We start from the raw sequence: 21,441 nt of genomic DNA on the forward strand, positions 1-21,441 counted from the left end.
TACTTGGGTGAACGGGCGCCCGGCGTGAAACCATACGGAGCATGGCCCAGAAGATTGCGTACCAGGGTGAACCGGGCGCCAACTCCAATATTGCGTGCATGCAGATGTTCCCCGAACTGGAGAGCGTTCCCTGCGCGAGTTTCGAAGACGCCTTTGAACTGGTGGCCGTCGGCACCGCCGACCTGGCCATGATTCCGATCGAAAACTCCATTGCCGGCAGGGTGGCCGATATCCATGTGCTGCTGCCCCAGTCCGGGCTGCAGATCGTCGGCGAGTATTTTCTGCCCATCCACTTCGACCTGCTGGGCATCCCGGGCAGCACCATCGAGGCAGCCACCGAGGTCCACAGCCACCTCCACGCGTTGGGGCAGTGCCGGCGTCTGATCCGCTCCGCCAGCCTGCGCCCCGTGATCGCCGGCGATACTGCCGGGTCCGCCCGGGAAGTGCGCGACTGGAACGATCCCACCAAACTCTCGCTTGCTCCTCCACTCGCGGCTCAACTCTATGGCCTGGAGGTGCTCGCCTCCGCCGTCGAGGATGACCCCTCCAACACCACGCGGTTCGTGGTTCTGGCCCGGGAAAAGCCGCTGCCGGCCCGGGACATCCTGTCCGGACCGGCCGTCACCAGCTTTGTATTCCGTGTCCGGAATGTCCCCTCAGCCCTCTACAAGGCGCTGGGAGGATTCGCCACGAACGGGGTAAACATGACGCGGCTGGAAAGCTACATGGTGGGCAATGAATTTGCGGCCACGATGTTCATGGCCGACGTCGAGGGGCACCCCGAGGATTTGCCGCTCAGACTGGCGCTGGAGGAACTGGAGTTCTTCACCACAGAGGTACGCATCCTTGGCGTCTACCCCGCCGCGGAATACAGGTCCAGGCAGGCAGCCGGCCTCTGACCGCCAGCCCGGACAAACCTTGCGAAGAAGGCCAACTCCACGCGGTCACACCGCCGCGGGCCGCCCTGCCCGCAACAGGGGTGCGAAGAACGCGGCAAGCTCCGCCGTCGCCGTCAGTGGCAGGACGTTGGCCACGTACTGGTCCGGGCGCACCACCACGATGACGCCGCCGCGGTCGATGCCGCGCAACTCAAAGATGTCCGCCGCCGGGTCGGTGCCGTAGACCTTTTCGAGGTAGGGGAGCTTGAACGGCCCCACCTCCGGTTTGAACACCGCGGGGACGTTGCCGATGTCGATGCCCGTGTGATCCTGCTGGTAGATCACCTTCACGTCGAACCAGGCGTCACGGTCGGCCCCCGCGGGGGTGGCGGCGAGCGGCGAGTCCGGCGCGCTGGCCAGCCACGCGGCGAGGTCCGCGGCGGGCGACGGGGCCTCCGCCTGTTGTGCTGGCGCCGCCTGGTCCGCGAAGACGTAGATGCGCCAGCGGCCGTCCGCCGTGGCCTGGTGGCCGAGCTGGACCGGGTTGGTGTCGCAGACCCGCACAACCGGCGCGGACTTGAAGCGCTTGCCGACGGGAAAGCCGGTGGCCAGCTGCTGGTGCGTGGCCTCGGCGACGACCATCGACGGCGAGTACTCGGTCATGAAGCCGGCAGGGAACTCGGCGGTGCGCACGTAGAAGTCCTCGAGCTCGGAGGGGTTTTCAAACTCCTCGGGCTTCTTCGCCATGAGCGTCGACCACACCTTGTCGAAGTCGATCAGGTTCTTCGCGACCACCTGCCGCTCGGCCGAGTACGTGGACAGCAGGCTCTCCGGGCTGCGTCCCTCCAGCACGTGGCCGAGCTTCCAGCCGATATTGAAGCCGTCCTGCATGGAGACGTTCATGCCCTGGCCGGCCTTGGCGCTGTGCGTGTGGCAAGCGTCGCCGGTGATGAACACCCGCGGCGTGCGGGTGCCCAGTTCCTCCGGGAGGACGTCGTCGAACCTGTCGGTGAGGCGGTGGCCCACCTCGTACACGCTGTGCCAGGCCACGTTGCGCACGTCGAGCGTGTAGGGGTGGATGATCGCGTTGGCCTTGGCGATGATCTGCTCGATGGTGGTCTTGCGGACCGCACCGCGGTCGTCCGCGGCGACCTCGCCGAGATCGACATACATGCGGAAGAGATGCCCGCCCTCGCGCGGGATCAGCAGGATGCTGCCGCCGTCGTGGGACTGGATGGCGCATTTGAGCCGGATGTCGGGGAAATCCGTGGAGGCGAGCACGTCCATGACGCCCCACGCGTGGTTGGCCTGGTCGCCCGCCATGGTGCAGCCGATCGAGTCGCGCACCTTGCTGCGGGCGCCGTCCGCGCCCACCACGTACTTGGCCCGCACGACGCGCTCCCGGCCCTCGTCAGGACCGGCGGTGTGCGCCAGCGTCACGGCGACCGGGTACTCGCCCTCGCCGGTGACCTCCAGGCCGCGGAACTCCAGCCCGTAGTCCGGGCTCATGCGGCTCGGGGACATGGCCATGAACTCGGCGAAGTAGTCGAGCACGCGGGCCTGGTTGACGATGAGATGCGGGAACTCGCTGATCCCGCCCGGGTCATCGAGGGTGCGGGCACTGCGGACGATGTTCGAGGGGTCCGCGGGATCCGGCTTCCAGAACGCCATCTCCGTGATGCGGTACGCCTCGGCGATGATCCGCTCGGCGAAACCGAAGGCCTGGAAGGTCTCGACGCTGCGGGCCTGGATGCCGTCGGCCTGGCCGATCGCGAGCCGGCCCGGCCGGCGTTCCACGATCCGGGTGGTGACACCCGGGAACTGGGACAGCTGAGCTGCGGCGAGCATGCCGGCGGGGCCGGAGCCCACGATCAGCACATCTACCTCGTCGGGAAGGTGTGTGGGCCGGTCGATGCCGGCGCCGGCGGCCGGCTGGACCCGCGGGTCACCGGATACGTAGCCGTGGTGGTGAAAATGCACGGGCTTTCCTCACTTCGTTGTGTGGCGGCCTGTCAACGGCCTAGGGTGTTCGATAATAGAACGTGACGTTCGATAATAGAACTTCGGTCCCTGATCCAAAACTGTACGTCAGATATGACGCAGGTTACAAGTGTCCCCAAAGGCCCGGGCAAATGCCCCGGCAAACATCCCCGCGCAAGGGGTTGACGCTCCCCGGCTTCCGGGCCATAGTGTTTCGTATACGATTTCGTACTCGATGAGGAGTAACACTTGGAACAGGTCACCGACCACATCCTGGCCGCGGCCCGCAAGGTCATCGCGGTGCATATCAACTACCCCAGCCGGGCAGCCCAGCGCGGCCGCACCCCCGAGCAGCCCTCCTACTTCCTGAAGCCGTCGTCGTCGCTGGCTCTCGGTTCTGCATCAGCGCCTTCAACCGTGGAGCGCCCGGCCGGCTGCGAACTCCTCGGCTACGAGGGCGAGATCGCACTGATCATCGGCAAGACCGCCCGCCGCGTGGGCCTCGAGGATGCGTGGAGCCATGTCGAATGGGTCACCGCCAGCAACGACCTCGGCGTCTACGACCTCCGCTACGCGGACAAGGGCTCCAACCTCCGCTCCAAGGGCGGCGACGGCTTCACGCCCGTGGGCCCGGGCCTGATCGCGGCAGACGCCGTCGATCCCGCCAAACTGCGGATCCGCACGTGGCACAACGGTGAACTGGTCCAGGACGACACCACCGTGGACCTGCTCTTCCCGTTCGCCCGGCTCGTGGCCGACCTGTCCCAGCTGCTCACCCTCGAAGAGGGCGACATCATCCTCACCGGCACCCCCGCCGGGGCGTCGGTGGCCACGCCGGGCGACGTCGTCGAGGTGGAAGTCAGCGCGACGACGGGAGGCGCCGCCGGCGGCGGGCTCACCACCGGCCGGCTGGTCACCCGGGTGGAGGAAGGCACGACGCCGTTCGCGGACTTCGGCGCCCGGCCCAAGACCGATGATCTCCAGCGGGAGGAAGCCTACGGTTCCCGTGAAGCGGCCGGCCTCGCCGCCGCCCAGCTGTCAGGGACGCCGGGCCTGTCCCCGGAGCTGAAGGCCAAACTGGAGTCCGTCTGCACGGCCACCCTGTCCTCCCAGCTGCGCAAGCGCGGCCTGAACAACGTCAGCATCGACGGCCTGTCCTCCACCCGCCCGGAGCGGCGGATCGTGGGCCTGGCCCGGACCCTGCGCTACGTGCCCAACCGCGAGGACCTGTTCACGACCCACGGCGGCGGCTTCAATGCCCAGAAGAAGGCCATCGATTCCGTCAACGAGGGCGAGATCCTGGTGATGGAAGCCCGCGGCGAAAAGGGCACCGGCACGATCGGCGACATCCTGGCCCTGCGCGCCCAGGTCCGCGGCGCCGCCGCCATCATCACCGACGGCGGCGTGCGCGACTTCACCGCCGTGGCCGCCATGGACATGCCTACGTACTATGCCAACCCGCACCCGGCCGTCCTGGGCCGCCGGCACATCCCCTGGGACACGGACATCACCATCGCCTGTGGCGGCACCACCGTGCAGCCCGGGGACATCATCGTCGCGGACGCCGACGGGATCCTGGTGATCCCGCCGGCCCTCGCCGACGAGCTCGCGGACGACTCCATCGCGCAGGAACGCGAGGAAACCTTCATCGCCGAGATGGTGCAGCAGGGCCACAGCGTGGACGGCCTCTACCCGCTCAACGCCGCCTGGCGGACCCGGTACCAGGAATGGGAAGCAGGCAAGACCAATGACTGAGACAGCCAGGGCCGCAGCCACGCCGGCCGCGACTTCCGGCAGCAAATCCGAGCAGGCCTATGCGGCCGTCAAGGCCCGGATCGTGGACGGGACCTACTCCCCCGGCTACCGGCTGGTGCTGGCCAAGATAGCCGAGGACCTGGGCGTCAGCGTGGTGCCGGTCCGCGAAGCGATCCGCCGGCTCGAGGCCGAGGGCCTGGTCAAGTTCGAGCGGAATGTCGGCGCCACTGTGTCCGGAATCGACCCCACCGAATACCTCTACACGATGCAGACCCTCAGCATCGTTGAGGGCGCCGCAACGGCACTCTCGGCCCCGCTGATCGGGGCGGCGGACGTGGCCCGCGCCCGGGCAGTCAACGCCGAGATGCGCGAATGCCTGCAGCACTTCGACCCCGTCCGGTTCACCCGGCTGAACCAGGACTTCCACAGCGTCCTGTTCGAGCACTGCCCCAACCCGCACATCCTGGACCTCGTCCACCGGGGCTGGAACCGGCTGGCGTCACTGCGCTCCTCCACGTTCCGCTTCGTCCCGGGCCGGGCCCACGAATCCGTCGACGAGCACGAGGCGCTGCTGCAGCTCATCGAGTCCGGCGCCAGCCCGGATGACATCGAAAAGGCCGCCCGCCGCCACCGCAGCGCCACCCTGGACGCGTACCTCGCCCAAACCAACGCGGGGTCACTTAGCGCCCATTAAGGCGCCCGGCATGGGCCGTAAGTGACCCCGCGTTGCACTATCAGTAAGGAAAAACAATGACGTTTACTGCCGCAGAAACCACCGCCCACTACGTTCCGCAGGGCCTTCCCAACCACATCCAGCACTACATCAACGGCGAATTCGTTGATTCGGTGGGCGGGGCGACCTTCGATGTCCTGGACCCGGTGTCCAACACCAACTACGCCACCGCCGCCGCCGGCCAGAAGGAAGACATCGACCTCGCCGTCGCCGCGGCCCGCGAGGCGTTCACCAACGGCCCGTGGCCGAAGATGAAGCCGCGCGAGCGGGCCCGGGTCCTGAACAGGATCGCCGACGCCGTCGAGGCCCAGGAGGCCCGCCTGGCCGAGCTCGAAACCTTCGACACCGGCCTGCCCATCACCCAGGCCAAGGGCCAGGCGCTGCGCGCGGCTGAGAACTTCCGCTTCTTCGCGGACCTGATCGTGGCCCAGTTCGACGACGCCATGAAGGTCCCCGGCGCCCAGATCAACTACGTCAACCGCAAGCCGATCGGCGTCGCCGGGCTCATCACGCCGTGGAACACCCCGTTCATGCTCGAGTCCTGGAAGCTCGCCCCGGCCCTGGCCACCGGCAACACCGTGGTCCTCAAGCCGGCCGAATTCACCCCGCTCTCGGCCTCGCTCTGGGCGACGATCTTCAAGGACGCCGGGCTCCCCGACGGCGTCTTCAACCTCGTCAACGGCCTCGGCGAGGAAGCCGGCGACGCCCTGGTCAAGCACCCGGACGTCCCGCTGATCTCCTTCACCGGCGAGACCACCACAGGCCAGACGATCTTCCGCAACGCCGCGGCCAACCTCAAGGGCCTCTCCATGGAGCTCGGCGGCAAGTCACCGTGCGTCGTGTTCGCCGACGCCGACCTCGACGCCGCGATCGACTCCGCCCTGTTCGGCGTCTTCTCGCTCAACGGCGAGCGCTGCACCGCCGGCTCCCGGATCCTGGTGGAGCGCGCCGTGTACGAGGAATTCTGCGACAAGTACGCCGCCCGGGCCAGGAACATCGTGGTCGGTGACCCGCACGACCCCAAGACCGAGGTCGGCGCGCTGGTCCACCCGGAGCACTACGCCAAGGTGGCCTCCTACGTGGAGATCGGCAAGTCCGAGGGCCGGCTCCTGGCCGGCGGCGGCCGCCCGGAGCACCTGCCCGAGGGCAACTACATCGCCCCCACGGTGTTCGCCGACGTCGCCCCGGACGCGCGGATCTTCCAGGAGGAGATCTTCGGCCCCGTCGTCGCCATCACCCCGTTCGATACCGACGAGGAAGCCCTCGCCCTGGCGAACAACACCAGGTACGGGCTCGCGGCGTACATCTGGACCCAGAACCTGACCCGCGCGCACAACTTCTCCCAAAACGTCGAGGCCGGCATGGTCTGGCTCAACAGCCACAACGTCCGCGACCTCCGCACCCCCTTCGGCGGCGTCAAGGCCTCGGGCCTGGGCCACGAGGGCGGGTACCGCTCGATCGACTTCTACACCGACCAGCAGGCTGTCCACATCACCCTGGGCACCGTCCATACGCCCAAATTCGGCGCATAAGTTTCCCGCCGGCGCCACCCAGACCCCTTTCAAAGAAGAGAGAGCACCATGACCAACTTCGTCCCCACCCCCACTGTCCCGGCCCCGGACATCGTCCGCTGCGCCTACCTGGAACTCGTGGTCACGGACCTCGCCAAGTCCCGCCAGTTCTATGTGGACCTGCTGGGCCTGCACGTCACCGAGGAAGACGAGAACACCATCTACCTGCGCTCCCTCGAGGAGTTCATCCACCACAACCTGGTGCTGCGCAAGGGGCCCGTGGCCGCTGCGGCCGCCTTCGCCTACCGGGTGAAGTCGCCGGCCGAGGTGGACGCGGCCGAGGCCTATTACAAGGAACTGGGCTGCCGCACCGAGCGCCGCAAGGAAGGCTTCACCAAGGGCATCGGCGACGCCGTCCGCGTCGAGGATCCGCTGGGCTTCCCCTACGAATTCTTCTACGAGACCGAACACGTCGAGCGTCTCACCCAGCGCTACGACCTCTACTCCGCCGGCGAACTGGTCCGGCTGGACCACTTCAACCAGGTCACCCCGGACGTCCCGCGCGGCCGGGCGTACCTCGAGGACCTGGGCTTCCGCGTCTCCGAGGACATCAAGGACTCCGACGGCGTCACGTACGCCGCGTGGATGCACCGCAAGCAGACCGTGCACGACACCGCCCTGACCGGCGGCAACGGCCCGCGGCTGCACCACATTGCCTTCGCCACGCACGAGAAGCACAACATCATCCAGATCTGCGACAAGATGGGCGCCCTGCGCATCTCGGACCGGATCGAACGCGGCCCTGGCAGGCACGGCGTCTCCAACGCCTTCTACCTCTACATCCTGGACCCGGACGGCCACCGCATCGAGATCTACACCCAGGACTACTACACCGGCGACCCGGACAACCCCACCATCACCTGGGACGTTCACGACAACCAGCGCCGTGACTGGTGGGGCAACCCCGTGGTCCCCTCCTGGTACACCGAGGCCTCCCTGGTCCTGGACCTCGACGGCAACCCGCAGCCCGTGATCGTCCGTGAGGAAAAGAGCGAGATGGCCGTGACCGTGGGCGCCGACGGCTTCTCCTACACCCGCAAGGAAGAGGACGGCTCCGCCGGAGAAGCGACGGGCTTCAAGCTCGGGGCGCAGGTTTAGCGTGCTTGATCCCGCGACGATCGAGGCCATCGCAGACGAACTGCTGGAAGCCGGCCGCAGCCGTACTCCGGTCCCCCGCCTGACCACCCGTTACCCGGGGATGACGGTGGAGGACTCCTACGCAGTCCAGCGGCTGTGGCGGCGGCGCAACGAGGATGCCGGACGGACCCTCGTGGGCCGCAAGATCGGCCTCACGTCCAAGGCGATGCAGGCCGCCACCGGCATCACCGAGCCGGACTACGGCGCGATCTTCGATGACATGGTGCTGGAAACCGGCTGCTCCGTGGACTGGGACCGGTACACCCATCCCCGGGTGGAGGTGGAGCTCGCGTTCGTGTTGAAGACGGACCTCGCCGGTCCCGGCTGCACCATCTTCGACGTCCTGAACGCCACGGACTACGTGGTCCCGGCCCTGGAGATCCTGGACTCCCGGATCGAAATGGAGGGCCGGACCATCGTGGACACCATCGCGGACAACGCGGCGATGGGCGCCATGGTGATCGGCGGCAACCCCGTGCGTCCCGACGCCGTGGACCTGCGCTGGGTCTCCGCCATCCTCTACAAGAACCAGACCGTGGAGGAAACCGGCGTGGCCGCCGGCGTCCTGGACCACCCGGCCAACGGCGTGCACTGGCTGGCCAACAAGATCGCCGGCCACGGTGACGGCATGAAAGCGGGCGACATCATCCTCGCCGGATCCTTCACCCGGCCCCTCTGGGTCTACAAGGGTGACACCGTGCACGCCGACTACGGACCCCTGGGAGTTGTGACATGCCGCTTCGAGTAGAACCCGACGCCACCTTCAAGCACGCCCTGCGCACCCAAACCGGCCCTGCCGGCCGTCCCCTGGCCGGGATGTGGGTCTGCTCCGGCAGCCCGCTCGTGGCCGAAATCTGCGCCGGGTCCGGTCTGGACTGGCTCCTGATCGACGCCGAGCACAGCCCGAACGGCCTCGAATCCGTCCTGGCCCAACTGCAGGCCGTGCACGGCTACCCGGTCCATCCGGTGGTCCGGCCGCCCGTGAATGACACGGTGCTCATCAAGCAGTACCTGGACCTGGGCGTCCAGAACCTGCTGATCCCCATGGTGAACTCGGCAGCCGAGGCGGAGGCCGCCGTGGCCGCCACCCGCTACCCGCCACACGGCGTCCGCGGGGTGGGCTCGGCCCTTGCCCGGGCCGCGCGCTGGAACCGGATCCCGGACTACCTCGCCCGCGCCTCCGGCACCGTCAGCGTCACCGTCCAGATTGAATCCGAAGCCGCAGTTGCGGCCGTGGAGAACATCCTGGCGGTGGAGGGCGTGGACGCGATCTTCCTCGGGCCCTCCGACCTCGCCGCCTCCATGGGGCTGCTGGGCCAGCAGGAACACCCCCGGGTACGCGCCGCCGTCGAACGCTGCCTCGCCGCCGCCACAGCGGCCGGCAAACCCGCCGGCGTGAACGCCTTCAACCCGGCAACGGCCCGCGCTTACCTGGCCACCGGCGCAGCGTTCGTGCTGGTCGGGGCCGATGTGTCCATCCTGGCCCGCGGCTCCGAGGCCCTTGCCGCCGACTACATCCCACCGGACCCGGTGGCTGAGCCCGGCGGCACCCCCGCCAGCTACTGAGGGCCCTCCGCTTTAAACGCAGTTAAACGCGACGGCGGCAGCCACCGTTTCCAGGTGGCTGCCGCCGTCGCATTTCTGCGTGCCGCGCGTCGGGACCGGCGGGTCCTAGCTGTAGAGCTCGCTCTTGGGCGCGTTGTTCTTGACCTTCTGCCAGCCCAGCCACAGCACCAGGGCGAAGAACGGGACGGTCGCCAGGGTCCACAGGCCCAGGTGGAAGACCTCGCCGGTCTTGCTGGTCATGGTGTCGAAGCCGATCAGCACGGTGATGGCCAGCAGCGCGACCAGCCCGGCCCAGCTGGTCCACGGCGAGCCCGGCATGGGCAGGCTGGAGACGCGGCCCTTCTGGTGGCGCAGCGCGATCTGGCTGGCGAAGATGGCGCCCCACGTGAAGATCACGCCGATCGAGGCGGTGTTCAGCGCGAGGTCGAAGGCGTGCGAGCCGCCGAGCCAGATGTTCAGCAGGATGCCCACGAGGTAGAAGGCGGCGATCGCCAGGATGGCCGCGTACGGCACGTGGCGCTTGGACATCCTGGTGAGCCACTGCGGAGCGTGCCCGTTGTTGGCCATAGTGCGGAAGACACGGCCGATCGAGTACAGGCCCGAGTTGCAGGAGGACAGTGCGGCGGTGATGACGATCATGTTCATCACGTCGCCCACCCAGCCGAGGCCCATCTGGCCAAACACGGTGACGAACGGGGACACGCCGGCCTTGTACTGGTCCGAGGGCAGCAGCATGGCCAGCAGCAGCACGGAACCGACGTAGAACACCACAATGCGCAGTACGACGGCGCGGATTGCCTTGGGCACTTCGCGCTTGGCGTTTTCCATCTCACCGGCGGTGATGCCGACGAGTTCGATGCCGTTGTAGGCGAAGATCACGGCGTTGAGCACGAGGACCATCACCAGGGCGCCCTTGGGGAACATCCCGCCGTCGTCGGCGAAGAGGTTGGCGACTGAGGCGTGGCCCGTGCCGACCTTGGCGTTGGTGACCACCATGAAGGTGCCGACGGCCAGGAAGATCAGGATGGCGCCGACCTTGAGGCAGGACGCCCAGAATTCAAATTCGCCGAACGCCTTGACGCTGAGCAGGTTGACGGCCACGAGCAGCGCGAGGGCGGCAATCGCGGAGGCTTCCACCGGCACGTTGGGGAAGAAGAACTGGAAGTACAGGCCGATCGCGATCAGTTCGGCGATCCCGGTCATGCCCCAGTTGATGAAGTACATCCAGCCGGAGAGGAAGGCACCCTTCTTGCCGAACATTTCGCCGGCGTAGCTGACGAAGGAGCCCGAGGTCTGGCGGTACATGATGAGCTCACCCAGCGCCCGCATGAGCAGGTAGGCGATCACGCCGGCGATGGCGTAGGAGAAGATCAGCGCCGGGCCCGTGGAGGCCAGGCGTCCGCCGGCGCCCATGAACAGGCCGACGCCGATTGCGCCGCCCATCGAGATCATCGTCACGTGGCGCCCGCTCAGGGTCTTCTTATAGCCCTCGGCGCTGAGGGTCGAGTCGCCGGCGGATTCCGCGGGCGCGCTCTGGAGTTCTGTGGGGGTAATTGATGGCACAACGGTTCCTTGTAGGTCGGATTATGGCCGGGACGGGACCGGGATTCGGTTACATTCCATTCGGGTTTCTGCCCGGTGGGACAGCAAGATGTACCGAACCTCACAAGGAGTCAAACCCTCGCGCGGCTCATCCATCGTACTGGAATTCCCGGACCGGCCGTGACGCGGGCAACAGCAGTCAGGCGCTATGCCTAATTAATGACACCAAATCTGCCAAATAGCCGAATAATGTTCTATTTGGTCCGCGCAGGCTCCGGCGAATCGTTCTGCTACGCCAGGGCGCCGTCCCGCATCGAGTACCGGAGCCAGTTCCCCGCGCCGTTTCCGTGCCCGGTTTCCTGCCTGGCGCCGTGCCTTGTTTCTCGGCTCGTTCCTCGCCTGGCGCAGTTGCTGAACCACTCACCCAGCGCGCGGTCGTGGCTGACCATGACCAGTGTCCCTGCGAACTCGGACAGGGCCGCTTCAAGCTGTTCCACCAGCACGGGCGCCAGGTGGTTGGTGGGCTCGTCCACCAGCATCGTCCCGAAGCCGCCCAGCAGGAGCCGGGCCAGCGCCAGCCGGCGTTGCTGCCCCGCGGAAAGGCTGCCCACCGGCACGTGGAATTCGCTGGTCCGGAAGAGCCCCAGGCGCAGCAGCGCCTCGGCGTGCTCATCGATATTGCCGCCCAGGCCCGCGGCAAAGGCGGGCAGGAGCCGCAGTCCCGGGCGCTGCGGGAGTTCCAACTCCTGCTGCAGATAGCCGATCCGGCCGTGCCTCACCACTTTGCCCTGGGCCGGTTCCAACGTGCCGGCGAGGACGGAGAGTAGCGTGGACTTCCCGGCACCGTTGGGGCCCGTAATGAGGATCTTCTGGCCGGCTTCCACCCGGAAATCCGTGGGTTCCAGCCGGCCGGGCACCGCGACCCCCTTCGCCTCGAGCGCCGGGCCTTCGGCCACGTCCGCCCGCAGGTCCGTTGCCAGTTTCAGGGGTACTGGGGGACGGTCAATGGGGTTTGCCTCCAGCCGGCGCAGACGCTCCTGGGCGTTTCGGACCTTGCTGGTGGCCGCCTTCTGCCACGTGCCGGCCTTGAAGTCGAACCCCATCTTGTCGCCGTCGCGCTGGCGGGCGTAGCCCATCTTGCCGGCAACCGTGTCCGCCTGGAGCCGTTCGGCCGCCATCGCGTCCAGCCACCCGTGGTACTGCTGTGCCCAGCGCTGGCGCTCGGCAGCCTTCTCCCGCAGGTAGCCTTCGTAACCGTTGCCATACCGGTTGACCGACCGGCGCTCGGCATCGACCTCAATCACGGTTGAGGCCACTTTGCGCAGCAGCACGCGGTCGTGGGAGACCACCACCACCGTGCCGCGGTGCGCGGCCAGCCGCGCCTCCAGCCAGGCCGTACCGCTGGCGTCCAGGTGGTTGGTGGGTTCGTCCAGGAGCAAAATGTCCGCGGGATCGGCGAGAACGCAGGCCAGTGCCACCCGTTCCTGTTCCCCGCCGGAGAGCGAGCCCAGCGTCCGCATCCGGTCCAGCCCGCCCAGGCCGAGCCTGTCCAGCGCCGCTTCCACCCGGGATTCCGCGGCGTAGCCTTCCCGGAGCTGGTACTGCGTCTGCAGGTTTCCGTAGCGCTCCAGTTCGTCAGCTTCCGCGCCGGCCAGCCCGTCCTCCAGGCGGTCCAGCTCGGCCTCCAGCGCGCGGAGCGATTCCAGTGCGGCGTCGATCGCGTCGCTGACAGTGAACAGCTCCGGCAGGCCGTGGGTCTGGGCAAGGTAGCCCACGCGGCCGTGGCTGACGGACGTGCCCTCGTCCGGGGCCTCGAATCCGGCCAGGATCCGCAGCAGTGTGGATTTGCCCGCGCCGTTTTCGCCGACGATCGCCACATGTTCACCGGCCGTGATGGCAACGTCGACGCCGGCAAAAAGCTGGCGGTCCCCATAGCCGTGGGATACGCCCGAAAGGCGGAGATGTTCGCTCAAGGAGTCCTCGCAGTAGGTGCCAGCCTGCCCGACGGCGGCTTGCGTCCTCAGTATGGCACCGCCGGCCGTCACTGGGCACTGAGGCCCTGGGCACTGAGACGGGTGCCGCCGTCGGGCGTCAGGTCTGCGATGGCGCCGGGGATCAGCTGGACCGCGTCCTCCTGCCTCGGCACTAGGCTGGGGGCATGGGCACAGCTCTCCGTACACCACCCGCGCCGCAGCCGGAGCTTTACCGGTTCTCCCGGCTGGATTTCATCACTGTTGGACTCTATGTTGCCGTGGCCGGTCTATTCGCCGTGGCGGGCAGCCTGCTGGAGCCGCTGCTGCTGCAGATATCGCCCAATCCTGCGGTGGCGTCCTACGCGGTGAACCTGATCTTCTACGCAACGGTCGGCGTCCTTGCCCTGACCGCCGCGCGGCATGTTGCGGTCCGTGATCTCCGCGTCCTTGCCACAAGGCCCTGGTTCACGGCCCTCATGGTGCCGCTGACCGTCGTCGCAATGCTCATTCTCACCGCGGTTCTCGTGGCCCTCAGCGGACCTGTGCAGACCTCCGCCAACCAGGCGGGCCTTCAGGCGCTCATGCAGCAGGTCCCGGTCTGGCTCATGGTCCCCCTGCTGGTGTTGGTCGGCCCGTTCGTCGAGGAGTACATTTTCCGCCATTTGCTGATCGGCAAACTGAGCCGCCGGGTCAACCTCTGGGTCTGCTGCATCATGTCCGTGGTCCTCTTCGCGGCCCTGCACATCGTGGGCCAGGAGCAAATGACCCTGCAGGTGCTGATGCCGTACCTTGCCATGGGCGCCGTCCTGGTGTTCGTGTACGTCTGGACCGGGAAGAACGTGATGTTCTCCTACTTCGTCCACGCCTCCAAGAACCTCCTGGCGGTCGTCTTCATCTACGCCATTCCGCCCGAGGTGCTCGAACAGCTGCAGCAAGTGCAGGGGTAACCGAAGCAGCGCGGCGGCGCATGGCACCCGGCTCCCCTCTGGTTGTTCGCCGGCGCATGCGTTATCTTGAGGGCACTTCGCGATGGTTTGGGAGGGCTGGAGCGGCAACCTTGTATTGGGGAGGACTGCCATGAAAGCCCACGCCCACCGAATGTTCGCACTCCCGGCAGCTGCGGCGATGACGACACTTCTCGCGCTGAGCGGCTGCGTGTCCCTTCCCGGCGCCGCACCGACTGCACCGGCTGCACCGGCCACCCCAACGGCCACGTCTGCAGCGCCGGCGACCCCGCCGCCAACCAGCCAGGCGGCCGTCACGGCACCCGACCCGGTCGCTACCGGAAGCCGACAGCCGGGCGGGTGGGCCGGCACCGTCGCGAGTGTCCGCTCCGGAGTAGCAAAGATCAACGTCACGCTGTGCGACGCAGGCGGCGTCGGTACCGGTTTCCTCATCGAGAATGACCTCATCGTCACCGCCGCACACGTCGTGAAGGACCAAGCCGCCATCAGCATCAGCCTCGGAACAGAGATCTCGAGCGCGCAGGTACTCGGTATTGATGAGGCGGCCGACCTTGCTCTTTTGCGCACCGCCCGCCCGGTCAGCGGCCACATCTTCGACTTCGTCAGCGCTCCCCCGGCACTGGGCGAAGACGTGGCGGCGCTGGGCTTTCCCCTGGACGCCGACCTGACCTTCACCGCGGGACGCGTCAGCGGACTGAACCGGGAGCAGACAATCGGCACAAGGACGGTCAGCAACCTGATCCAGACCGACGCCGCCATCAATCCTGGAAACAGCGGCGGCCCGCTGCTGACCATGGACGGCAAGGTGGCAGGAGTCGTGAGCTCCAAGCGGGCCTGGGTTTTCGGTGCAGGCAGCGAAGGCAACTACAGTGCCGAAGGCACGGCCTTCGCTGTGGATGCCCGCAAGGCTGTCCTCGCCGTCGAGAGCTGGAAGAACCGCACCACTTCGCTGTCCCCTACAAGCTGCGGCCTGCCGGCACCGGCAGACACCAGCGCGATAGACGTTACGGTGAATTCCGATCACCCGCAGGCCGCCAACATCACCCAGAGCCTGGTATTTCATGGCCAGTCCATCAACCGCGGCGCATACGACCTCGCGTTCGCCATACTGACACCCGAGATGCAGGACCGGATGGGTGGACTCGAGACATGGCGGGAGGGGCTCGGCTCGTCTTTCTGGCGCACGCTGGAGGTCGAGGACGTATCCGCTGCCGGACCCGATCTCACGGCGTCCGTCCGGCTGAGGACCGTTCAGGACGCGCAGCACGGGCCCGACGGGCAGTCCTGCTCGGAATGGAAGCTCGACTACCTGATGACCTGGGATGGATCGATCTGGCGGATCGCGGACTCCCTTACGCCGCAAGGGCCTCCGGTGCCTTGCGGCGCCTGAACCCTACCGCCGCGGGCCGCGACGTCGTAGGTTCTTCCCATGACACTGAAAATCCAGATAGTCGTCGACTGCAAAAACCCGCACGAGCTCGCCGACTGGTGGGCCGAAACCCTGGAATGGGCCGTGGAGCCGCAGGATGAGGTTTTCATCCACTCCATGATCGAGCAGGGCTTCGCGACGGAGGCGGAGACCACCACGCACCGGGGCAAGCTCGTGTGGCGCGAGGGTGCCGCGATCCGGCCGCCCGAGGAACTCGACGCCAAGGCGCCCGCCCACCGCGTTTTGTTCCAGATTGTCCCGGAGGAAAAGACGGTCAAGAACCGGGTCCATTGGGACGTGCGGCTCGCGGGAGGGGACAAGGACGCCGTGCGGGCCGCCCTTGAAGCGCGCGGCGCCACGTTCCTCTGGTCTGCCAGTCAGGGACCGCATTCCTGGCACACCATGGCGGACCCGGAAGGCAACGAGTTCTGCATCAGCTGACGCGATTACTAGACTCGGACTGTGAGCAACGAAATCCCCGCCAAGGTATCCGACGTCTTTGACCCCTCCCGGTGGCGCACCGTGTCCGGTTTCGACGACTTCCAGGACATGACCTACCACCGGCAGGTGGAGCGCTCCGCCGACGGGGAGGTGGTCCGGGACCTGCCCACCGTCCGCATCGCCTTCGACCGCCCCGAGGTCCGCAATGCCTTCCGGCCCGGCACCGTGGACGAGCTCTACCGCGCCATGGACCATGCCCGGATGACCCCGGACGTGGCCACAGTCCTGCTCACCGGCAACGGCCCCTCCCCCAAGGACGGCGGCCACTCGTTCTGCTCGGGCGGGGACCAGAGGATCCGCGGCCGCGACGGGTACCGGTACGTAGTACAAAACTCAGATGACGGCGAGACCAAGGAATCCATCGATCCCGCCCGCGCCGGCCGGCTGCACATCCTGGAAGTCCAGCGGCTCATGCGCACCATGCCCAAGGTGGTCATCGCCGTCGTCAACGGCTGGGCAGCCGGCGGCGGGCACTCCCTCCACGTGGTCTCGGACCTCACCATCGCCTCCCGCGAGCACGGCAAGTTCAAGCAGACCGACGCCACCGTGGGAAGCTTCGACGCCGGCTACGGCTCGGCCCTCCTGGCCCGCCAGATCGGCCAGAAGTCCGCCCGGGAAATCTTCTTCCTGGCCCGTGAATATTCGGCCGAGGACATGGTCCGGATGGGCGCCGTGAACGAGGCCGTGGACCATGGACGCCTCGAGGAGGTCGCCCTGGAGTACGCCGCTGACATTGCCCGGCAGTCCCCGCAGGCCATCCGCATGCTCAAGTTCGCGTTCAACCTCGCCGACGACGGCCTGGCCGGCCAGCAGGTCTTCGCCGGCGAGGCGACCCGTCTGGCGTACATGACGGACGAGGCCGTGGAGGGCAAGGAAGCCTTCCTCGAGAAGCGCGATCCCGACTGGTCCGCTTTCCCGTACTACTTCTAAGGCGCGCTGTGACTTCCGGAGCCATGAACATCGAGCCTGCGCTCAAGGCGCTGGCTGCTGCCCTCCACGGCGAGGGACCCGCCGTCGAACTCTCCGCCGGGCCGGACGGCTCGCCGGTGCTGGGGTTCCCTAACACGGCCGGCATCGAGGACGCGGCCGTCGTGGTCCGGACCTCCGGGTCCACCGGCACGCCGAAGGCGACCGTCCTGACCGTCGAGGCCATGGCGGCCTCGTCTGTGGCGACCGCCTTTGCGCTCAAGGGCGAGGGCCAGTGGCTGCTGGCCCTTCCCGTCCAGTATGTGGCCGGCGTCCAAGTGCTGGTCCGCTCGCTTTTTGCCGGGACCCGCCCGTGGGCCATGGACCTCTCCGGCGGTTTTACGCCGGAGGCCTTCACCGCCGCGGCGCTGGAGCTCACGGACAAGATCCGTTTCACCTCGCTGGTGCCCACCCAGCTCCAGCGCCTGCTGGACGCGCCCTCCGCCGAGACGCTGGCGGTGCTGCGGCGCTTCAACGCCATCCTGCTCGGCGGCGGACCCGCGTCCGCGCAGCTGCTCGACGCGGCCCGGGACGCCGGCGTGCGGGTGGTGACTACCTACGGCTCGTCCGAGACCTGCGGCGGGTGCGTGTACGACGGCTTCCCGCTCGAGGACGTCCTGGTCAGGGTGGAGGACGACGGCCGCATCCTGCTGGGCGGGGCAACCATTGCCGCCGGCTATCTTCAGGCCCCAGAGCTCTCGGCAGCGGCGTTCATCGAAGCGGACGGCGTCCGCTGGTACCGGACCAATGACCTCGGTGAACTGGACGCCGACGGCCGGCTCACCGTGCTCGGCCGGGCCGACGACGTCGTCATCACCGGCGGCGTCAAAGTTTCCGCCGCCCATGTCCAGGCTGAGCTGGAAAAGCTCGACGGCGTGCGGGCGGCTTTTGTCGCCGGTGTGCCGTCCGCGGAGTGGGGCCACGCCCTGGCCGCGTACGTCGCAGTGGCCGACAGTTCCCCGGAAGGGCTGGCGGCGTTCGCCGACCGCCGGAACCAGACCTGGGCACCGTCGCTGGGCGCACTGGCCCCGAAAACCGTGCTGCCCGCCGCGGAACTGCTCATGCTGCCCAACGGGAAACCGGACCGGCTGGGCATGACGGTCCGGCTGGACGCCCTCCATCAGGGAAAATAGACAAGCGCTTCCGGCTTCCGGCCGGCAACTCAAACCACCAACGAGCATTCAACCAACCAACGAGGTACTGACCGTGGCCACAGCCGCACAATGGATCCAAGGCGCCCGACTGCGCACCCTGCCGGCCGCAATCGCACCGGTGCTGATCGGCAGCGCAGCCGCCTACGAGATGGATTCGTTCATCCTGCTGAACGCCGTGCTGGCGGCCCTGGTCGCCCTGCTCCTGCAGATCGGCGTCAACTACGCCAACGACTACTCGGACGGGATCCGCGGCACGGATGAGGACCGGGTGGGTCCGCTCCGGCTGGTGGGCTCGGGGGCGGCCAGCCCGGAGCACGTCAAACGGGCCGCGTTCGCAGCCTTCGGGCTGGCGATGCTGTTCGGCCTGATCCTCGTGATCATCACGCAGGCCTGGTGGCTGATCCTGGTCGGCGTCGGCTGCGTGCTGGCCGCCTGGGGTTATACCGGCGGCAAGAACCCGTACGGCTATCTCGGCCTGGGCGACGTCTTCGTGTTTGTGTTCTTCGGCCTCGTCGCAACGCTGGGCACCACGTATACGCAGGCGGGGCAGCTGAGTCTGGCCGCGATCATTGGGGCGATCGGCACGGGGCTGATCGCGTGCGCCCTGCTGATGGCCAACAACGTCCGCGACATCCCGACCGACAGGAAGGCGGGGAAGAAGACCCTGGCCGTGCGGCTCGGGGACAAGCATGCGCGCGAAAGCTATGTGCTGATGCTGGCCGTCGCGATCCTGCTGGTCATCGTCCTGGCCCCCGCCCGGCCCTGGATGCTGATCGTGCTCCTGCTGATCCCCGCCAGCCTCATGCCGTCCTGGCTGATGATCGCCGGGCGGCGCCGCAAGAGCCTGATCCCGGTCCTGAAGCAGACCGGACTAATCAACCTCGGCTTCGCCGCGCTGTTTTCACTCGGACTCGTCCTTAGCCACGGCTTCTAAGCCGCGGGCTTAGGGCCGCGGGCTCCCGGGCCTTCCCGAGCTTCAGGGGACCAGCCCGGGGGCTCAGGCCCCCGGTTGCCGGGAATCTTTGGGGCGGTTGTCCGTGCGGACGGCAATGTCGGGGTTCTCGTCCACGAGGCGGTCTTCGGCCTCGGCGTCGGCCACCTCTCCTGCGCTGCGCATCGGCTTGGCCTTGCCCGAGAACCGGTGGTGGAGCGTCGCGGTGGCCGCGTCGCGCTGCTTCTGGAAGAACAGGAAGCTGACGGCGAAGGACATCATTCCGGCGCACAGGGCGGCCAGGAGCACCCCCAGCTGCAGGTAGAGAAAGAGCGCAAACAAGGGCGCAAACAGCGCCAGTCGAATAAGGGTGTATTTGAGGAAAGCCACACCTCAAGTTTAGCCGCCGGGACGGCGCGCTGCTTCGGCCATCCCGCTCCCCTCGCCCGCGGTGCCGGCAGCCTGCACCCGGGCATAGTGACCGGCGCCGTCGAGGCGCCCGACGGCTAGACTGAAGGTATGCTCCGTGTAGTGGTTCCGATCGTCATACTGGCCGTGTTTGTCTATGGACTGGTGGACCTCATCCGCACTGACGCGCGGCTGACCAGGGGCATCTCCAAGACCGCCTGGATTTTCGTGCAGGTCCTCCTCCCCGTGGTCGGCGCCACGCTGTGGTTTCTCATGGGACGCCCCCGGGCCACGGACACCGCACCGGTCGCCTACAGCCACCCGGTAGCGCCCGATGACGACCCCGAGTTCCTGCGCAACCTTGAGATCCGCCACCGCAACCAGGCCGAGGCCGACAGGCTCAAGAAGCTCAAGGAAGAACTCGACGCCAAGGACCGCAAGAACGACGCCGGCAACGCGGAAGCCGGCGGCAGCGAAGGCGCCGGCGGTGCCCACGAACCCGGCGACGCCGGAACGCCCGGCACCGACGAGGTCAAGTAACAATCACGTAGCAGTCCAGTAGCACCGTTCCGTGCATCCATCTGCGGCCGTTCGCCCCAGATGGCCGGAATCCCACGCTCCAAGCAGCCACCTCCGGCAAACGGCCGCCACGCATCCGCGCCCGCCCCTGCTGCCCACACCGCCTCGGGCCATTGCGTCCGCGCACCGGGCTCAGACGCCCCTTCCCATCTCCGGCGGTCCCCAGTCCCGCCGTCACCCCGGGCATCCATCTGCGGCCGTTCGCCGCAGATGGCCGGAATCCCACGCTCCAAGCGGCCACCTCCGGCAAACGGCCGCCACGCATCCGCGCCCGCCCCTGCTGCCCACACCGCCCACTTCTCCCCCACACCCTGCCCGCGCTGTGGATAACCTCCAAGCCCCATCGGCGCGGGCGCAGAATACCCGTATGCGCCCGCCCAGTGAGCTCCCCCCGCATCTTCGAAACCAGCCCTTCACCGTTGCCGAGGCCCGCACAGCCGGGGTGGGGCGACGACGGACCCGGGCCGGGGATCTCGTCAGCCCCTGTTACGGGGTGCGCGCCACCGCCGCCACCCCGGACAGTTTGCTGAAACGTGTGCATGCCCTGACTGCCGTGACGGGCGCAATCGTGAGCCACCTGTCAGCGGCAGTGCTGTGGGGATTTCCCCTGCCGCAGGCCTTGGAGAACCTGGCTGTCATCCATCTGACGAGTCGGCCGGGCCAGCGGGCGGTGCGGCATGAGAATGTGGTGGGCCATCAGCAGGCACTCGAACCGGAGGAGATCGTGGCTGGGGTGAGGGTTAGCTGCACCTCCCCACTGCGGACGTGGTTCGATCTCGCAGGCATACTAGGCCTCGATGACTTGGTGATCGCCGGGGATTTCCTGCTGCGGCGGAGAAATCCATTGACCACGATCCATGAGCTGGACGCGTTCCTCGCCGGGAAGCAAGGCAGGGCGGGCTACCGGCGGGCTATGCAGGCCCGGTCCCTGATACGCGCCGACACGGACTCCCCCAAGGAGACCGAACTCCGGCTGCTCCTGATTCGGCATGGCCTGCCCGAACCCGCAATCAACGTGCCCATGTTCGATGAGACCGGCGGTTGGATCCAGGACCCGGATCTCGCCTACGAAGAAGAAAAGATCGCGATTCAGTACGACGGCGGGCATCACGCCAGTCCGGCCCAGCGTCGCAGCGACATCTTCCGGGATGAGAACGCCAGGGACGCCGGGTGGCGCGTGGTCGTATTGACCCAATGGCACTTGACCCCGCCCGGCCCTGGGATGGAGCCGGCCGCGGTTACCCGGGTGCGTGCGGCGCTGTTGGAGCGCGGCTGGACTCCCGGCCCGGGCCCGAAGCCCGGGCAACGTCACCGTGCCCGCCCCCAGGCGCACCGATCTGACACGAATGGCCGCTAAGCGCAGCGGCTTAGCG

Annotated in this window: 19 protein-coding genes; 15 read left to right on the forward strand and 4 right to left on the reverse strand. The window is 67.6% G+C overall.

Annotated features, from left to right (window positions below):
• Positions 1-41: 41 nt before the first annotated feature.
• Positions 42-899 (forward strand): prephenate dehydratase, encoded by an 858-nt coding sequence (locus AC1DBX_RS09905; protein WP_223913646.1) that lies wholly within the window; start codon positions 42-44, stop codon positions 897-899.
• Between the two features lie 45 nt (positions 900-944).
• Here AC1DBX_RS09905 and AC1DBX_RS09910 read toward each other — a convergent pair whose 3' ends face one another.
• Positions 945-2,858 (reverse strand): FAD-binding monooxygenase, encoded by a 1,914-nt coding sequence (locus AC1DBX_RS09910; RefSeq protein WP_476931659.1) that lies wholly within the window; start codon positions 2,856-2,858, stop codon positions 945-947.
• Between the two features lie 249 nt (positions 2,859-3,107).
• Between AC1DBX_RS09910 and AC1DBX_RS09915 the strand changes: the two genes are divergently transcribed.
• Genes AC1DBX_RS09915 through AC1DBX_RS09940 form a run of 6 tightly spaced genes read left to right on the forward strand, consistent with a single transcriptional unit; the run spans position 3,108 to position 9,620 of the window.
• A complete protein-coding gene (locus AC1DBX_RS09915; RefSeq protein WP_476931660.1) occupies positions 3,108-4,613 on the forward strand; it encodes a fumarylacetoacetate hydrolase family protein in 1,506 nt (501 codons plus the stop codon).
• Positions 4,606-5,307, forward strand: a complete 702-nt coding sequence (locus AC1DBX_RS09920; RefSeq protein ID WP_026537409.1) for a GntR family transcriptional regulator — start codon at positions 4,606-4,608, stop codon at positions 5,305-5,307. The genes AC1DBX_RS09915 and AC1DBX_RS09920 overlap by 8 nt, the downstream gene beginning before the upstream one ends.
• 56 nt (positions 5,308-5,363) lie before the next feature.
• Positions 5,364-6,878: a 5-carboxymethyl-2-hydroxymuconate semialdehyde dehydrogenase gene (hpaE, locus tag AC1DBX_RS09925; protein ID WP_476931661.1), complete on the forward strand. Its 1,515-nt coding sequence runs from the start codon at positions 5,364-5,366 to the stop codon at positions 6,876-6,878.
• 48 nt (positions 6,879-6,926) lie between these two features.
• The gene (gene hpaD / locus AC1DBX_RS09930) at positions 6,927-8,015 is read left to right on the forward strand and encodes a 3,4-dihydroxyphenylacetate 2,3-dioxygenase (RefSeq protein WP_028276400.1); all 1,089 of its coding nucleotides are present in this window, start codon (positions 6,927-6,929) and stop codon (positions 8,013-8,015) included.
• 1 nt (position 8,016) lies between these two features.
• The gene (gene hpaH, locus AC1DBX_RS09935; protein ID WP_476931662.1) at positions 8,017-8,802 is read left to right on the forward strand and encodes a 2-oxo-hept-4-ene-1,7-dioate hydratase; all 786 of its coding nucleotides are present in this window, start codon (positions 8,017-8,019) and stop codon (positions 8,800-8,802) included.
• Positions 8,787-9,620 (forward strand): HpcH/HpaI aldolase family protein, encoded by an 834-nt coding sequence (locus tag AC1DBX_RS09940; protein ID WP_476931663.1) that lies wholly within the window; start codon positions 8,787-8,789, stop codon positions 9,618-9,620. Before hpaH ends, AC1DBX_RS09940 begins: the two co-directional genes overlap by 16 nt.
• 105 nt (positions 9,621-9,725) lie before the next feature.
• Here AC1DBX_RS09940 and AC1DBX_RS09945 read toward each other — a convergent pair whose 3' ends face one another.
• The gene (locus AC1DBX_RS09945; RefSeq protein WP_476931664.1) at positions 9,726-11,183 is read right to left on the reverse strand and encodes an amino acid permease; all 1,458 of its coding nucleotides are present in this window, start codon (positions 11,181-11,183) and stop codon (positions 9,726-9,728) included.
• Positions 11,184-11,452: 269 nt separating this feature from the next.
• The gene (locus AC1DBX_RS09950) at positions 11,453-13,135 is read right to left on the reverse strand and encodes an ABC-F family ATP-binding cassette domain-containing protein (protein WP_476887270.1); all 1,683 of its coding nucleotides are present in this window, start codon (positions 13,133-13,135) and stop codon (positions 11,453-11,455) included.
• Between the two features lie 185 nt (positions 13,136-13,320).
• Here AC1DBX_RS09950 and AC1DBX_RS09955 point away from each other — a divergent pair, with 185 nt between their 5' ends.
• The 6 genes from AC1DBX_RS09955 (at position 13,321) to AC1DBX_RS09980 (ending at position 19,084) form a co-directional block, all read left to right on the forward strand.
• Positions 13,321-14,082 carry a lysostaphin resistance A-like protein gene (locus tag AC1DBX_RS09955; RefSeq protein ID WP_476850208.1) on the forward strand — a complete coding sequence of 254 codons (762 nt, stop codon included), beginning with the start codon at positions 13,321-13,323 and terminating at the stop codon, positions 14,080-14,082.
• Positions 14,083-14,212: 130 nt separating this feature from the next.
• A complete protein-coding gene (locus AC1DBX_RS09960; protein WP_476872899.1) occupies positions 14,213-15,490 on the forward strand; it encodes a S1C family serine protease in 1,278 nt (425 codons plus the stop codon).
• A 39-nt stretch (positions 15,491-15,529) separates the two neighbouring features.
• Positions 15,530-15,970, forward strand: a complete 441-nt coding sequence (locus AC1DBX_RS09965) for a VOC family protein (RefSeq protein ID WP_476870353.1) — start codon at positions 15,530-15,532, stop codon at positions 15,968-15,970.
• A 21-nt stretch (positions 15,971-15,991) separates the two neighbouring features.
• Positions 15,992-16,960: a 1,4-dihydroxy-2-naphthoyl-CoA synthase gene (locus tag AC1DBX_RS09970; RefSeq protein WP_476870352.1), complete on the forward strand. Its 969-nt coding sequence runs from the start codon at positions 15,992-15,994 to the stop codon at positions 16,958-16,960.
• A 23-nt stretch (positions 16,961-16,983) separates the two neighbouring features.
• Positions 16,984-18,129: an AMP-binding protein gene (locus AC1DBX_RS09975; RefSeq protein WP_476931696.1), complete on the forward strand. Its 1,146-nt coding sequence runs from the start codon at positions 16,984-16,986 to the stop codon at positions 18,127-18,129.
• A 73-nt stretch (positions 18,130-18,202) separates the two neighbouring features.
• Positions 18,203-19,084, forward strand: coding sequence for a 1,4-dihydroxy-2-naphthoate polyprenyltransferase (locus AC1DBX_RS09980; RefSeq protein ID WP_079554823.1), 882 nt, complete (start codon positions 18,203-18,205; stop codon positions 19,082-19,084).
• Positions 19,085-19,147: 63 nt separating this feature from the next.
• On the opposite strand, the gene AC1DBX_RS09985 is transcribed toward AC1DBX_RS09980, so the two are convergent.
• Complete coding sequence (locus tag AC1DBX_RS09985; RefSeq protein ID WP_018775060.1) at positions 19,148-19,471, reverse strand: DUF4229 domain-containing protein; 324 nt, start codon at positions 19,469-19,471, stop codon at positions 19,148-19,150.
• A gap of 129 nt (positions 19,472-19,600) precedes the next feature.
• On the opposite strand from AC1DBX_RS09985, the gene AC1DBX_RS09990 reads away from it, so the two are divergent.
• Both AC1DBX_RS09990 and AC1DBX_RS09995 read left to right on the forward strand, forming a co-directional pair.
• Positions 19,601-20,029, forward strand: coding sequence for a PLD nuclease N-terminal domain-containing protein (locus AC1DBX_RS09990; RefSeq protein ID WP_223913634.1), 429 nt, complete (start codon positions 19,601-19,603; stop codon positions 20,027-20,029).
• A 532-nt stretch (positions 20,030-20,561) separates the two neighbouring features.
• A complete protein-coding gene (locus AC1DBX_RS09995) occupies positions 20,562-21,425 on the forward strand; it encodes a hypothetical protein (RefSeq protein WP_476931665.1) in 864 nt (287 codons plus the stop codon).
• The last annotated feature ends 16 nt before the right edge of the window (positions 21,426-21,441 follow it).

This window comes from Arthrobacter sp. 10N44_2 (assembly GCF_056394385.1).